Source organism: Chitinophagales bacterium (assembly GCA_041392475.1).
Taxonomy (GTDB): domain Bacteria; phylum Bacteroidota; class Bacteroidia; order Chitinophagales; family UBA2359; genus JAUHXA01.
The window spans coordinates 300253-314537 of record JAWKLZ010000002.1 but is presented as its reverse complement, the minus strand read 5'-3'; the positions used below and the strand labels follow the sequence as shown (position 1 = coordinate 314537).

The following is a 14285-nucleotide window of genomic DNA, read 5'->3' as shown; positions in this document are numbered from 1 at the left end:
ATGGACAGGTTTTAATATCTATCTGGATGCTGCTTATTGCTTGGAAGTTTGATTCGCTTTCAAAAATAAACGAATATCAGATAAAATGGATTCCTTTGGGAATCAAATATTTCTATCAAAAAAGACAAAAAAGTTATCACAACTCCCTTAGGAGTTGAATATCGGCTATACGTACTTATAGTCTTATTGACTATTAAATACTTACGAAAGCATCTTCTTTGCTTCTTCTTCATTGCATATATACAGACGATTAGAAATGGGAGTTTTCCCTACTAAAAGCGTCCAATAATACAAACCCGTAGGGTATTTTTCATTGTCTTCAATGGAGATTTGAAATTGGAGGCTATTGACAGGAACTTCAAATTCTTCAATATCTTCTCCTTCTGCATTTTGGAGGAGGAGGCGATAAGGCTGAGAAGTCGCCTCAGAAAATTGAAAGGTGATTTGTTGGATACAGATTGCATCCTTTTCAGGTTGTGTTATTTGAAGTAGTTTATTGGAGGTCTTCAAACTAAGTGCCATTCGGCGTTCCATTCTTGGATTAGGCTTGTGTTGGCTGCTCAGTGTAGTGCGTAAAATATTTTCTAATTCAGCATCTAAATTGTTCCAGTCTATTGATACGAATAGATTTGTGTCAATAAATTGATTGAAATATTGATGCGGTTGTTCTTGAACTTCTTTGGCATCCAACAACTCGTATAATTCTACAATCGCCAACCTACTTTCATCGTCTTGCCATACATAATCAGTTAGTCTTTTGGGTAAGTCTGCTACCTTAGAAAGATGCATGGCTTCTGCATACAAAACCCGTCCCTCAAAATTGAGTCTGTTGTCTTTGTCAAAAATTCTTTCTAAGATATTCATTTCTAAAGTGTTAAATCAGTAACTAATCTTTTTTGTAATGCTTGTACATCAAAAACTCAAAGTAAGCATCTATTGCCTTTTTATCTTCTTTGGAGAAATCTTTAAAAAGTGTCTTTTTCATGCTATTGAGTGTGTTCTGAAACCAAACCCTAAAAGAGGGAACATTGACGGGTTTTGGATTTTTTTCCAACACAGTCAGAAAATCTCCAATGAGCTTAAACAGCTTTGATTGAGCGAGTTGGTGGTATTGTTTACCAAAATAGGAAAGTATTTCGGTCAGTAAAGGCGGGGAGCATTTTGCATAAAGGCTTAAAATATCGGCTGCTACCAGCGTCATTCGATAGTTGATTTTTAAGGTAAATTCAAAGCGTTTTTTTGCAGGAGGAGGAAATAGCTGCAATATGTTTTGGAATCGAAATAAATGGTTTTCGACCAAGTGCTGGTAGTTTTGGTTGGAGTTTGTAGCCTTTGTGCCTCCTATATCCAATAGGTTTGGATTTTGCAAATTATTGGATTGGTGTCGGTGAATTTTTCGCCATTCATCTATCATACAGTGATAGCTTACCGTGTAAAAATAAGTGCTGAACAGGGCATTGCCTTCATATTGTGTACTCAACTTCCCGCTTTTTGCTTTTTCGAGCAATTGTGCTTGTATATTGGCAATCAGGTCTGCTTGTTCATCATCAGACATAGTTTTACCCGTATTTTTTTGTTTGTAAACGAGGTGTTTGATAATACCCTGATACTTTAAAATCAGTTTGTCTGGTGCATTTTGAAGGAATTCAATGTCTTCAGCGTTATTATTTTTAAACAGTTTTTTGCAGCCCAAACGCACCAATTCAGCCATGATGGATTTCTCAGAAAGAAATTTACCATATTTGGTGAAAGCGTTCTGCCAGTTTTTTTGGAGGTATAAATGTAGCTTTTGAAATATCAACTTTTGGGTATCCCTTGAGAGATGTACCTTCTCTTGAAGGCAACAATCCTTGAATATTTTTTGAATCAACGTATTGTGATTTCTCAATAGGTTTTGAGCTTGTTCCATAAAGAATAAATTCCAATTGTTTTGTAGACTAAAGTTATAAAAAGTTTATTTTTTTTCTTTAGTTTACCACAACTTTATACACCTATTCCCCCTTGAAAAACACAAGTTGATACAATAAGATAGGATTACTCCTCTGAGCGACCTCTCCAATTGGGCTGCAGCAAATACAAAGTCCCCAAAGTCATCAGCAACAAAGCCAAGACAATCAAGCCCCATTCAGAAAGAGTTGGAACAGGTGGCGGTGGTGGTGTAATATCTTGGGTAATGATTTCAAAATCGAGATCAAAAGAGGAGACAGCAAATCCAGAAGAGAAAACCAGACTTCGACTTGCTTCACCATAATCATTAGTTGTAGATATTCTCATAGCACTGTAACCATCTTCGTTCTTAACAACAAAGCGATAAGTTGTTCCACTTTGCAGGATAGGATTGTTTACGGTATTAGAAATGACAATATCATTTGTAGTAGTAGGTACACCCGTAGGATTCCAATTGGAAGCATTTGCTCAGTTCGTATCGCTTGCCCCTGTCCATGTTTTGGTTTGAGCAATTAAGGAATTGTTGCTGAACAATGATAGACACATTAGTAGAGAAAAAATAATGGGCTTGGTAATTTTATTGTTTTGCATGGTAAAATTTGTTTTTGTTTTTTTAATGAAAACTTAAAGATTAGGTGTTCATTCGTTGGTAACTTCGTTTTGGGATTGATGGATGTGGTGAAAACACAGAAAAAGAGGTATATGAGAAGCGTATTGCAATGGTGATAAATACAGGATGCTTGAGCAGCTTTAGGCACTCAAACATCCTACAAGGTTCATGTTATTTACGACTTGTGGTTTTCTAAAGGAGTTCACCTATACATTAACTCACACTATCGTTTGTCAAATTTATTTGGAAGGACGGAGACCAACTGTGTCCACAGGCCCACCACCAAGCATATTCCAAACTATTAGACCGCATATAATTAGCTTTCACATGAAAAGTAGCATCAATATCTACAGTGCCTATCACTAAGGTATTGTTTTTCCATGTAGAGATGGTTTGCCATTCATTGGTTGCTGTAGTGAGGTCTGGCCAATCGTAGAGCTTGCCCTCCGAACCATGTGATGCGTCCTTTGGATAAGAGGTGGTTCTTCCATCATAAGGTGTTGCCATGTAGTAGGTCCAGTTGTTGGCACTATTTTGAACAACTGCCCAGTCGGTGAGGGTTTCGGTGGTAGATTTTGAATAGTTAAAACTGGCAGATTGATAGCCTACCTCAAGACCTACAGAAGTGCTTACCTCCGAAGAATTGTTGGTATTTTCAGGCGAAGAACTGTAATCAAAAAAGCCTTCGGGCTGATTTAAAATAGTATCATAATAGGCTGTTCCCCAACCTTTTTCTTTGTCTGTATTGTTCAACATATCCGCATTCCAAACTCCAGTCACTGTTCCTACAATATATTGAAAACTGCTTTCTTGTGACTGGTTAATTAAAATTTGAAATTCGTAGGTAACATCTCCATACAATGTGCCGTCTGTAGGAGGTGTCCAATTATCGCCAGGACTTGCTGACGGCGAAAAAGCATAAGAATAGGTATGTGACCATGGTAAAGGTTCTCCTGCGGGCAGTTCTGTGTCGTCTGCCACTGTTTCCCATACCCTGACAGAGGTGCTGGCAAAAGCATTCAATACCACTTCATTGGACAATGGGAGAGCGTTAACTTCTTGAGGTTTGATGTTCATTTCTTGCCCTTGCATTGCATTAGCTTCCGATGCCTTAACAGGCAACTGATTAGCCGATTCTATGGTATGGTACTTCACTCTTTTGTCTGCCAATACGATGGGCTTGACGATTAGGTAATCTGCTTTGCCTTTTGTATTTCCTCCGATTTTTTTGCCCAGTAGCACCTTAGTTGCTTCTGATACATTGGTCAGTAAAAATGGGGTTTGGTCAGCGAAAAGGGTATCTACTTCTTTTTGTGATAGCTTGTCACCATCATGAATGGGAATAGTGTGTATAGCATGGCTTTTGTCTGCTTGCACTTTTAAGAAAGCAGCTCGAATCGCTGCATTTGCTTGAACGGCTTGTGTCATTTTTCAAAAAATTATTTGGTTAAAAAATGGGTAATAAACTTGCCTTTTGTGTGAAAAGTTAAGTACCCATAACTCTTCAAAACCACCAAAAACATTCTTTTGGGTGAATGTATTTTGATTGTTTACCTGTTAGTAACATCATATTCCGAATGGTGAACAGCAACTGTTATTTTTTTTTAAAAAAAATGCGGCAACAAAAAGGAAGGTTGCACTTTGTAGTGAATGTCTTTTTGCTGCCGATTCTTGAAGTATTTCGGAGGAAGTTTCTATGATTCCGTCATTGCCCAAGTCACTGACTCACAAGCGAATATTACCCAAGTGGTCTTTGATGGCGTATTCGTGGCGGTATTGGGTAGAGGAAGTGAAAAATATGCGTCCTTCTGCATGATAAGTCGCTTCTATTGTGCCGTCTTGGTATTCAACGCCTCCAATGTAGTCTTTAGTGCTTAGCAGTACATTGTTGTCATAGACTTTTTGTTGGAGTTTGCTGCCTGAGGCATCGTAGAGAACTTCAAATAAGACCTTCAATACATTCTCTCCAAGGCTAAACCATAGATTTTTCCTTAAAACCGTACTATTATCTTAACCGATTATTCAAAAAGTATATTGATAAAAAAAAGTGTCGAATACCTTTGCAGTATCCGACACTTTCTAAAATTTGTTGCAAAACCTTTTGAAGTTATCTCTTTATAGAGCGTTGATTTTCTTTATAAAGAGCGATTTTTGAAATAAAACGTCAAAAGACTAAATCGAAGTTTACCGCCATTATTTAGCGATATACAATTTCTCGTGATACATCACACCTGAATCGGTGGTCAATTGCAGCACATACACACCCGCAGCCAAATTTGAACCGTCAAAAGTGAGGGTATTATTTTGACCTTCTTCCACCATGCCGTTGAACACGCTTGCCGCTTTTCGACCGTCAAGAGTATAAACGTCAATCGCAACACGAGCTTGAACGCTCAAACCAAATTGAAGCTGAGTCGTTTGTGAGAATGGATTAGGATACAAGTCCACAAAATTGATAGCAGCATTGTCAAGAGCAGATTTAGCGGCAGCTGGGGTAGCGCAATTGACAGCACCACGTCCTCTACCTCTACCCGCAACACGTCCTACATAGATGCTGGTTGTCACCGATTGACCATCGCAATCTGTCACCACAACTGTATAAGTACCAGAAGGAATATCGGTCAAAGATACACTTGCAGGAAGTGTGGCTACATCTACGGTGCCTGCCGATGCAAGACTAGGGCCTGTCCAACTGATATCATAAGTACCGCAACTATTGTTTCCGCCATCTATTTCGATGGTCAATGCGCCGTCATTGTAGCCAGGGCAAGATTCTTTGACCACTTCTGTTGGAACGATGAACAAAACGCCATAATCAGTAGTTGCCAAATCTTGACTGTCAATCACAATAATGCCGCAATCATTGCTGTCAGTGATGGTAAGCACCCAATCTGTACCTTGTGAGAAAGTAACCAAAATGGTTCTGCATCCCGCATTTGCAGAAGCTGCCACACTAGCTGTTGCAAAGCCATCGGTATCAAGGTCTAAGGAGTAAGGGAGTTTTCCGCCACAGACTTCAACTTGATAAACCAACAAGCCAGTTGCATTGGTTTGGGTGACAGATTCGCTATCCGCTGAAATTTGGAATGAAGCCAAGGCATTCACTTTTATTTCGCTGGTGCCTTGACAGCCTGCATCATTTGTTACCGTAACAGTATAAAGGCCAGGAACATCGGTGTCAATCATTTGGGTCATTTCGCCATTAGACCATTCATACACATTGGCCAAAGGTTCGTAAATACCAGCGTCTAACATAGCACTTTCGCCTGCACAGAAATCAGGGTTTCCTGCAATTTTTACTTCAATGTCGCAGCTAATACAATCGCTAACGTGAACACCCAAGTTGTCGCTGTTGTCTTGTGGGTAAGAATCCCATTCAAGGCTTGGGTCGAAATCATCGCCAGCTGTTTTATCTCCTTCTAATACACTTGATTTTCGGCGAAGGGATTCGTTTGCCGTACCTACGCCACCTACATTCCATTCGCTACCAGGGTCTTCTCCAATTTTTCCGATAATGTCCAATCGGATACTTTCTTTCACAAGCACTACGGCATCATCGCCGTTGTAAAAAGATACTGTTGATATTTGATCGGCTTTGTTGAAAATTTCTGTGATAGAGCCATCGTCACAAAGTACATGGGTTCCGCCACTGATAATCGTTCCTTCAAGATTGATGGTTGCTCCAACGTTTGTTGAGCCATTGGAGTAAAATTGAACAGCATATCCATCTGCTGCCAAATCAATATCTTCTTCTGTTGGGTTGTAAATTTCCAAACATTTGCTGTTTCCTCCTCCTTCAATGTATTCCGAGAAAAACAATCCGCCACAAGGATTAGAAGAACAAGATTTAGGAGCGAGTTGGGTATTGTCAGAAGCCGTACACGCGCCAATTTCTGAGAAAGAAGCAGTTACATCAATGCTTCCTCCATCCGAACCAGCAGATAAACCTGTGAAAGTGTGAGAAGTAGGACTATCCAAACCAGCAACATCTACGCTTGTAGTAGCATCTCCCGTCAAATCCAAAGAGCCACTACTCGGTGCATCTGCGAATGTCACCGTTACATCAAAGGTAAAAGTGTCGTCACCTGCATCGTCATTTGTTCCATTATCGTCACATTCAGAAATATTCTCTACGCTTATCTCAGAAATGGTGCAACTAATTACAATACAATCAGTGGTATGACTGCCAATTCCGTCAAAAGTATCGTTAGCGAAACCATCCCATTCTGTTGCAGGGTCAAAAGCATCGCTGCTATCGGTATCGCCTTCTTGAATGGTGGATTTTCTTCTGATAGTATTATCTTGTGTAGAAACAAGCCCCGCTCCCCACTGACTGCCTGGGTCTGTGCCTACTTGTCCGATAGCATCTATCACTGTTCCATCTTTCTGCAATTCAATGGCATCGTCTCCACTAAAAAAACTTGAAGTAGATTCTTGGTCAGTTGCTGCCAATAAAGTAGGGTTAGAACTATCGTCACAAACTACATAGACATCTCCTGATGCAACAGAACCTGATAGATTAATAGTCGTTCCTGCAGAGCTACTGCCATTGAAGTAAAAAAGCAAACTGTAGCTTCCTGCTGCTAAATCTACAGCGCTTCCTGTTGGATTATAAATTTCAATACATTTGTTGTTGCTGCTGCCTTCAACGTATTCAGAGATAAACAATTCTCCACAAGCATCCGCAAAAGTAAGGTGACAACTAAATACTGCTATAAGCAATATGCAGTATCTGAAAATAGATAGACGTTTTAACATACGATTAGGTATTTTGGTCGATTGAATAATGTTAATTTTTTCCAAGTGCCAAAATACGATAAATCTTACAATTTGAAGATGGAGAAAAGATTAATTCCATGTTAAATTGTAATTTCGATTGAGTTAACTGCAATGGCATAAATTGGGTTTTTAATTTTTATTGTCATTATAATTTTCATTCGTGGTTAAATATCTTATCTTTGCGCCCGCTAATCCTCGCTGGTTGTTGAACGACCTTGGCGAGCATTTTTTAACTTAAAGTAGAATATATTTATGCCTGTTAGACTAAGATTGCAACGGCATGGGCGAATCAGAAGACCATTTTACCACATTGTAGCAGCTGATTCAAGAGTCAAAAGAGATGGTCGAATTATTGAAAGAATTGGTTGGTACAACCCTACTGTTCAACCTGCACAAGTAGAATTGGACAGGGAAAAAGCATTGAAATGGTTGCTAAACGGTGCAGAACCAACTGATACGGTTCGTTCTTTACTCAAGAGAGCAGGGGTCATGTATATGAAACATTTGCAGAGAGGTATCCGCAAAGGTGCTTTGACTGAAGATGATGCAGCTAAGTTGATGGAAGACTTTTTGACCAAAAGACGCAAACGCCAAACGGCTAAAGATGTACGTGTGGTATTGGTGGATTTGATGGAAGAAAAAAAATCAACTATTTCTTTGTTGGCTTTAGATATTGCAAAACAAGAGGTAGAAGCAGCGATTAAACCAGAAGCAGAGGTACAAGAGGAGGCTGCAACGGAGACTACAGAAGAAGAAACCATTATGGAAAAAGCTTCAGAGGTGGTATCAAGTGCAGTAGAGAGCGTTAAAGAAACAGCCAGCGATGCACTAGAAGCTGTTAAAGAAGCGGCTGACTCTGTGGTAGATACTATTAGTGAATTGGTTGGTAGTGATGACGAAGATACAGACAAAGAAGCATAAACAATTGTTTCTTTAATTTCGTTAAAATATATTTTGAACCCTCAAAGGAGTATCTAATTTCCTTTGAGGGTTTTTTTATTGTTAAAAATCAAGATTATCTATGTCAAAACCCAACTACTGCAAAGTAGGTTTTGTATCCAAACCCAAAGGACTGAAAGGGGCATTACGGGTATCTTTTGAAGATTTTTTCTTGGCTTATTTAGAGGAAAATCAAATTGACCATATTTTTGTAGATATCAAAGGGCAGTTTGCGCCCTTTTTTATTGAGGCCATTGAGGGTTTGGATAGCAATGCGGCCAGTATAAAATTTGAAGATATTGACAACATTAAAGCTGCATCTCCTCTCCAAAATTCAAGTCTTTATTTTGAAGAAGACTTGCTAAAAATTTATTTGGAGGCAGACGAAGAAGAATGGGAATATTTGATTGGTTATACTTTGATAGACGACAGCCATCAGACGATTGGAGTTATTGAAGGAATTGTCTATTTACCTCAACATGAATTGCTTCAATTAACTTATGCAGATAGAGAATTGTTGATTCCCATTCACGAAGATATGGTTATCATCATTGACGAACAGGCTAAAATTTTACAAATGGAATTACCAGAAGGGATTTTAGAGCTTTAGTTGGCAAGTAATGGTATTAGTGCTTTTCCTCAAAAAAATCGGGATATTCCACGGGCAAAAAACCAAATATCAAACTTCCAAGTGGATGTATTATTAACGATATTTGATTTGTGATAAAATGAACTCCCAATTTGAAGGAAGAGCTTTTAAACGGAGGTCTATATCTGCAAAATTTGTTGAAAACATTTAGACAAGCAAATAGGTTATCACTCTATGAAATTTTTTGCACATATTGGAGCATATGTACAGTTTTTATCGAGACTTTTCAGCAGACCCGAAAAATTTTCGATGTATTGGAAAGAGACTTTTCGCCAAATGAATAGCATTGGAATTGAGTCCCTTCCTATTATATTGGTGGTGTCGCTTTTTATTGGTGCGGTTACGGCTGTTCAATTTGCCTACCAGGTACAAGATTTTGTTGTGCCGATGTATTACATTGGCTACATTGTTCGAGATACCATGATTATCGAAATGGCTCCGACTCTTTCGTGTATGATTTTGGCAGGAAAAGCGGGTTCTAATATGGCTTCGGAGTTGGGAAATATGCGAATTTCTGAACAAATTGATGCGATGGAAATTATGGGTATCAATACTTCGGCTTACTTAGTCGGCACCAAAATGATTGCAGCTTTTGCAGTCGTTCCATTTTTGGTAATTTTTGCAGCTTTCATCGGTATTGGCGGAGGATTGATTGCTAGTGTTGGAGGAGGCTTTCTCACTGTTGCCGAATTTGAAAGAGGATTGCACGTTTTTTACAATCCCTTCAATATTCAGTTAATGTTGATAAAATCATTCGTTTTTGCCTTTATATTTTCTTCGCTTGCTTGTTTTCAAGGCTATAATGTGAAAGGAGGAACACTGCAGTTGGCGGCGGCGAGTACAAAAGCAGTTGTTTATGCAGATATATTCATCTTGCTATCTGATTATGTATTGGCTCAATCACTGCTATCTTAAACAATAAAAAAGGTTCTTTGACAATTTTTGTGGAGTCTCATTTCACAGATTTTGTCAAAGTACCGTTAAAAAGAGCTATTTAGCAAATAACGTACAATCAAATGAAACAATTAGGACGCTACTTTTTAATGTTAAGCAGTTTGTTCAGCAAACCCGAAAAATACAGTATGTATTGGAAAGAAACGGTGCGTCAAATGAATGCTATTGGAGTAGGGTCATTGCTGATTGTGGGCGTTATTTCCATTTTTGTAGGGGCTGTTACCGCCATACAGTTCGCCTATCAGATGCAAGATTCTTATCTGCCGACCTATATGTTGGGTTTTATCGTCCGAGATACGATGATTATTGAATTGGCCCCAACGCTTTCTTGTTTGGTGTTGGCGGGGAAAGTAGGGTCCAATATAGCAAGTGAATTGGGTACGATGCGCATTACAGAACAAATTGATGCGCTGGAAATTATGGGTATTAACAGCGCCAACTATTTAATTAGTCCTAAGCTTGTAGCATCTGTTTTAATTGTACCTCCATTGATTGTTATTGCCGCTTTTATGGGCATTTACGGAGGTTTTTTATCTGCACAAATGTATGGAATCTCACCCTCTCTATATCGCTATGGACTTCTATACCTTTTTGATCCCTTCAATGGGGTCATCATGATTGTCAAGGCCATTGTTTTTGCCTTCTTGATTACCTCAGTAGCCTGCTACGAAGGATTTTATGTGAAAGGTGGCGCAATTGAAATAGCAAGAGCCAGCACACGAGCTGTGGTTCATGGCAGTATTTTGGTTATATTTTTTGACTACATCTTGGCTACTATACTTACCTAAAATTTACCCGCATGTTTCTAACCTCTTTTCTGCAATCATTACCTATTTTCCTTGTTATTTTTGCTTTCATTGTAGTGATGTACTACTTTCTGGGACATGTCAAAAAAATATTGCTGCGCCACAGAAAGTGAATTTTTCAATAATTTTGACTTATTAAATGGTACTAAAAACCTTACGCTTAAACCTAAGAATTGATATTTTTTGCTTATTTCTCTTCTTCTACCTATTTTTTCACAATGATCTATATGGATATAGTCTTAGCTGCAAAAGTTCTAATTGGATGAATGAAAGTAATGATTATCAGATTGCTTTTTCAGTCGATAGTATTGATAAACCAATAGTGAATTGTACAGAAACAACAGCGACAAACGTAGCCTTTGAGTGGACAGACGTGGGTGTAGTCAGCTACCAAATCGTTGTAAAGGTGAATGGAATAGAAACGGACAATTTCACCACTAACGCTTTGACATTTGATAAAACAGGCTTGAAGCAAGAGGATAAAGTCACCATAAGTGTAACTGCAATTGCGCTTCCTTCATGTGGTGATAGTGAGGCGGGTACTGCTTCTTGTATAGCACAAGATTGTCCTGCTTTGACATTGAGCATAGAGGGATTGGCGGAAAATTATTGTATTGGAGATACTGCGGTGACATTGACGGCTATATTGGAGGGGAATCCTTCTACAGGAGGCAGCTTCATTGGCTCGGCTATTTCAGAAGGGAATCAACTAAATCCTGGAATTTTACAAGGAGGTTTCTATTTGATTTCTTACGTTTATAACGAATCAAATGGTTGTCAATACATTGCAGAGGAATCGTTGCTGATTGGAGGTATAGAGGGGCAAATTATAGGAGGAAACACTCCTATTACACTGGGCAAGATTTCGCCATTGGAGGTGAATGCGTTTTCAGCCACTGGAGGTAATTTGACTTATGAATGGTCCCCTGTGCAGGGGTTGGACTGTACGGATTGTGCAAGTGTGAATGCTTCGCCGACTCAAACAACAACTTATGATGTGTTGGTGAGTGATTTAGCTGGCTGTAGTCGGGTTTTCTCAACAACGGTAAGGGTAATTGGTGAGAACAAGTTGATGATGCCGAGTGCTTTTAGCCCGAATGGAGATGGGAACAATGATGTGTATGTGCCTTATGTACAAGGATGGGAAAAAATTACCTTTCAAGTGTTTAGTAGATGGGGCGAGAAGATACACGATGTAACGGCTACGGACACTGCAAATATTGGTTGGGATGGGATGATTGAAAATCGGCCTGCATTGATGGGAAGTTATGTTTATGTGGTGATAGTGACTTATTTCAATGGTTCGGAGGAATTGAAGAGGGGGCATTTCCAACTACTGAGGTAGCTTTTTGACTTTGGAAAAAAGACCTAATTTGCTGATAGTAAACGAATAAAAAGCAGAAAGTCCTTATTGTCACAATAGTTCGTGCAGAAATCACAACAATTTAATTATCAACAGTTTAGAAGATAATTTTTATTTTGCTAATTATTTGATAATCAAAACTCTGTGCCTCCGTGCCTCTGTGTTCATTAAAAATTGCACGAACTATTGTGTCAACTACTTGAAATCTTTAATCTTGTGTATAAATTCTTATGTTTTGGTAGTTAATTTTCATTCCTCACTTACCTGCCAGATTTTGATACTTTTATCATCGCTGCCTGAAAGTAGGTAATCATTGAAGGGAGACCAAAGTAGCGTATTGACCGAATGTTGGTGGGCATCTAAGTTGGGCTTCATCCTGTCTATTACTTTTAGTAACTTCAAACTTTGTACATCCCATATTTTGATGCTTTTGTCTCGGCTGGCACTGGCTATCCATCGCTGATTTGGACTCACTGCGATATCGTTGATGGTGAACAAATGTGCAGGGATGGTGTGTTGAAGAGAGTAATTTTCATTGATTTTTTCCCAAACAGAAAGATGGGCATCTCGTGAACCTGCAAAAAGTTGATTTCCGTTCTGTAAAAATTGAAGGCAGAATACAGAGTTTTTGTGGTAGTGCAATTCAGATGAAACACTTATTTTTTCTAAATCTAACAAATAAATGCAATGGTCGCTACTTGCGATAGCGGCTATGTTTTCATGTGGATGAATTTTTATTTGTCGAATACTTTTGGCGGCAATGGGCAGTGTTCTCTCAATTTTTTGATTTTGAAGGTTGAATATAGATAATTTTCCATCGCCAGTACCTATCAGTAGGTAGTGTTTCCACTGTTGGAGGGCATAGATGGTTTTGGGGAATTGAAGTGGGGGAGTTAGGACTTCATTTTTTTGAAGGTCAATAAAATACAATATACCCTGTAAAGAACCAACTGCTAATAGGTCTTGGTCTTTCACAAGACATAAAGCAAAAATATTAGAGGGAACTTTGGCAATTAGGTGTGCCGTATCGGTATTTTTTAGATTCCATTTGGCAACCCATCCTGCGCCATCAGCACTGTAAAAACAATGGTCTTCAGCAGCTTGCTCTAAAGCATATACGCCTCCTTTGTGTCCTGTTAGGGTAGCTATATTTTGAATTTCTAGGTTCTTCATCATTTGTCGGGCAGCAACATTAACACTTTTTTTGCGTACATAAAAATACGATTTTGAAATAAAAACGGTTATATTCCTACACACAACCATTTTACACCTTCCCCTATTTTAATAGTCCAATTTTTAGATACATATTTTTTAAAAAACATTAATCGCCTCAAGATTGGCAACATTATTGCTTTAGCTTGACTATATGCAAGCTTTTTCTGCCAATGAATATTTTATTTTCTAATTATTTAATGCTATCCCATGAATCTAATACACCTTTTTTTTCTTGTCTGGACATCTTTATACGGAGATGCAAGCCTGAACAGTCACCTTCAACTTTGTCAACATTTGCATGAAGAGGATCAAAATCCTGCTGATATGGGAGAACTTGCTATGGAGGAGCTTAAACCCGAAAAGGTGTTGAATTGGTCACACAACCAGAAATTGGTATGGGCAGATTTTCAAGGAGATCCACATCCAAAATATCCACACATTGCAGCCTTGACCTATTCTTCAATTGTGTACAAATACCACTGTGAAAATGGCGCATTGAACATCGATGTCGAGGCAAATTTTAGGATCAATGATTCTTGGGTACGCCCAGAGGCAATGAATGAATATTATTTGAACCACGAACAGCTTCATTTTGATATTACCGAACTGTATGCCCGAAAATTTAGGGAAGCAGTCGGAAATCGCCTATTTACTTGTGATCAGGTGGATGATTTTGAGGTGATTGCAGACAGAGTATTGGATGCCTGGCGACTAATGGAACAGAAATACGATTTGGAAACACACTTTAGCCATGATCTCGAAATGCAGCGAGAATGGTATGTCTATATTCATAGTCAAATGGTGGATTATAAGGCTTATGCAATGGTAGAATGAAAGGTGAAGGAAAATATTTGACCATCACAAAGAAGTCCGAATATCCATTGAAGTGGATATTCGGACTTTGTTTTTTACTGAATTTTTTGATTATCAATGATTTTTATGAATAAATAAACGAATTTTTATTCATCTGCTGCGAAATATTTCAAGGATTTAAAACGGATAGAAGCGTTTCAGTTGGAGGAG

General features: G+C 38.6%; 14 protein-coding genes. 6 read left to right on the top strand and 8 right to left on the bottom strand.

Annotated features, from left to right (window positions below):
- Positions 1 to 201: 201 nt before the first annotated feature.
- From R3E32_14805 to R3E32_14775, 7 genes are all read right to left on the bottom strand, one after another.
- Entirely contained in the window at positions 202 to 864 is a 663-nt protein-coding gene (locus R3E32_14805; protein MEZ4886002.1) for a hypothetical protein, read from the bottom strand.
- 22 nt (positions 865 to 886) lie between these two features.
- Positions 887 to 1909 carry a hypothetical protein gene (locus R3E32_14800; GenBank protein MEZ4886001.1) on the bottom strand — a complete coding sequence of 341 codons (1023 nt, stop codon included), beginning with the start codon at positions 1907 to 1909 and terminating at the stop codon, positions 887 to 889.
- A 125-nt stretch (positions 1910 to 2034) separates the two neighbouring features.
- Positions 2035 to 2274: an IPTL-CTERM sorting domain-containing protein gene (locus tag R3E32_14795; protein ID MEZ4886000.1), complete on the bottom strand. Its 240-nt coding sequence runs from the start codon at positions 2272 to 2274 to the stop codon at positions 2035 to 2037.
- Positions 2275 to 2415: 141 nt separating this feature from the next.
- A complete protein-coding gene (locus R3E32_14790; protein ID MEZ4885999.1) occupies positions 2416 to 2538 on the bottom strand; it encodes a hypothetical protein in 123 nt (40 codons plus the stop codon).
- A gap of 232 nt (positions 2539 to 2770) precedes the next feature.
- Complete coding sequence (locus R3E32_14785) at positions 2771 to 3985, bottom strand: hypothetical protein (protein MEZ4885998.1); 1215 nt, start codon at positions 3983 to 3985, stop codon at positions 2771 to 2773.
- A gap of 297 nt (positions 3986 to 4282) precedes the next feature.
- On the bottom strand, positions 4283 to 4513 hold the full coding sequence (locus R3E32_14780) for a hypothetical protein (protein ID MEZ4885997.1): 231 nt from the start codon (positions 4511 to 4513) through the stop codon (positions 4283 to 4285).
- Positions 4514 to 4750: 237 nt separating this feature from the next.
- Positions 4751 to 7315 carry a lamin tail domain-containing protein gene (locus R3E32_14775; GenBank protein ID MEZ4885996.1) on the bottom strand — a complete coding sequence of 855 codons (2565 nt, stop codon included), beginning with the start codon at positions 7313 to 7315 and terminating at the stop codon, positions 4751 to 4753.
- 273 nt (positions 7316 to 7588) lie between these two features.
- Here R3E32_14775 and rpsP point away from each other — a divergent pair, with 273 nt between their 5' ends.
- From rpsP to R3E32_14750, 5 genes are all read left to right on the top strand, one after another.
- Complete coding sequence (rpsP, locus tag R3E32_14770; protein ID MEZ4885995.1) at positions 7589 to 8257, top strand: 30S ribosomal protein S16; 669 nt, start codon at positions 7589 to 7591, stop codon at positions 8255 to 8257.
- 100 nt (positions 8258 to 8357) lie between these two features.
- Positions 8358 to 8885 carry a ribosome maturation factor RimM gene (gene rimM, locus R3E32_14765; GenBank protein ID MEZ4885994.1) on the top strand — a complete coding sequence of 176 codons (528 nt, stop codon included), beginning with the start codon at positions 8358 to 8360 and terminating at the stop codon, positions 8883 to 8885.
- A gap of 213 nt (positions 8886 to 9098) precedes the next feature.
- Entirely contained in the window at positions 9099 to 9839 is a 741-nt protein-coding gene (locus R3E32_14760) for an ABC transporter permease (protein ID MEZ4885993.1), read from the top strand.
- A 101-nt stretch (positions 9840 to 9940) separates the two neighbouring features.
- Positions 9941 to 10666, top strand: a complete 726-nt coding sequence (locus R3E32_14755) for an ABC transporter permease (GenBank protein MEZ4885992.1) — start codon at positions 9941 to 9943, stop codon at positions 10664 to 10666.
- A 280-nt stretch (positions 10667 to 10946) separates the two neighbouring features.
- The gene (locus tag R3E32_14750) at positions 10947 to 12029 is read left to right on the top strand and encodes a gliding motility-associated C-terminal domain-containing protein (protein ID MEZ4885991.1); all 1083 of its coding nucleotides are present in this window, start codon (positions 10947 to 10949) and stop codon (positions 12027 to 12029) included.
- 267 nt (positions 12030 to 12296) lie between these two features.
- Here the strand turns inward: R3E32_14750 and R3E32_14745 are convergent, their stop codons facing one another.
- Complete coding sequence (locus tag R3E32_14745) at positions 12297 to 13220, bottom strand: WD40 repeat domain-containing protein (GenBank protein MEZ4885990.1); 924 nt, start codon at positions 13218 to 13220, stop codon at positions 12297 to 12299.
- Between the two features lie 249 nt (positions 13221 to 13469).
- Between R3E32_14745 and R3E32_14740 the strand changes: the two genes are divergently transcribed.
- Positions 13470 to 14096, top strand: a complete 627-nt coding sequence (locus R3E32_14740; protein ID MEZ4885989.1) for a hypothetical protein — start codon at positions 13470 to 13472, stop codon at positions 14094 to 14096.
- The last annotated feature ends 189 nt before the right edge of the window (positions 14097 to 14285 follow it).

Excerpts from the sequence above, each read along its gene's own strand:
- R3E32_14805 (MEZ4886002.1), bottom strand. The coding sequence starts at position 864 with ATGAATATCTTAGAAAGAATTTTTGACAAAGACAACAGACTCAATTTT.
- R3E32_14800 (MEZ4886001.1), bottom strand. The coding sequence starts at position 1,909 with ATGGAACAAGCTCAAAACCTATTGAGAAATCACAATACGTTGATTCAA.
- R3E32_14795 (MEZ4886000.1), bottom strand. The coding sequence starts at position 2,274 with ATGAGAATATCTACAACTAATGATTATGGTGAAGCAAGTCGAAGTCTG.
- R3E32_14790 (MEZ4885999.1), bottom strand. The coding sequence starts at position 2,538 with ATGCAAAACAATAAAATTACCAAGCCCATTATTTTTTCTCTACTAATG.
- R3E32_14785 (MEZ4885998.1), bottom strand. The coding sequence starts at position 3,985 with ATGACACAAGCCGTTCAAGCAAATGCAGCGATTCGAGCTGCTTTCTTA.
- R3E32_14775 (MEZ4885996.1), bottom strand. The coding sequence starts at position 7,315 with ATGTTAAAACGTCTATCTATTTTCAGATACTGCATATTGCTTATAGCA.
- rpsP (MEZ4885995.1), top strand. The coding sequence starts at position 7,589 with ATGCCTGTTAGACTAAGATTGCAACGGCATGGGCGAATCAGAAGACCA.
- rimM (MEZ4885994.1), top strand. The coding sequence starts at position 8,358 with ATGTCAAAACCCAACTACTGCAAAGTAGGTTTTGTATCCAAACCCAAA.
- R3E32_14760 (MEZ4885993.1), top strand. The coding sequence starts at position 9,099 with ATGAAATTTTTTGCACATATTGGAGCATATGTACAGTTTTTATCGAGA.
- R3E32_14755 (MEZ4885992.1), top strand. The coding sequence starts at position 9,941 with ATGAAACAATTAGGACGCTACTTTTTAATGTTAAGCAGTTTGTTCAGC.
- R3E32_14750 (MEZ4885991.1), top strand. The coding sequence starts at position 10,947 with ATGAATGAAAGTAATGATTATCAGATTGCTTTTTCAGTCGATAGTATT.
- R3E32_14745 (MEZ4885990.1), bottom strand. The coding sequence starts at position 13,220 with ATGAAGAACCTAGAAATTCAAAATATAGCTACCCTAACAGGACACAAA.
- R3E32_14740 (MEZ4885989.1), top strand. The coding sequence starts at position 13,470 with ATGAATCTAATACACCTTTTTTTTCTTGTCTGGACATCTTTATACGGA.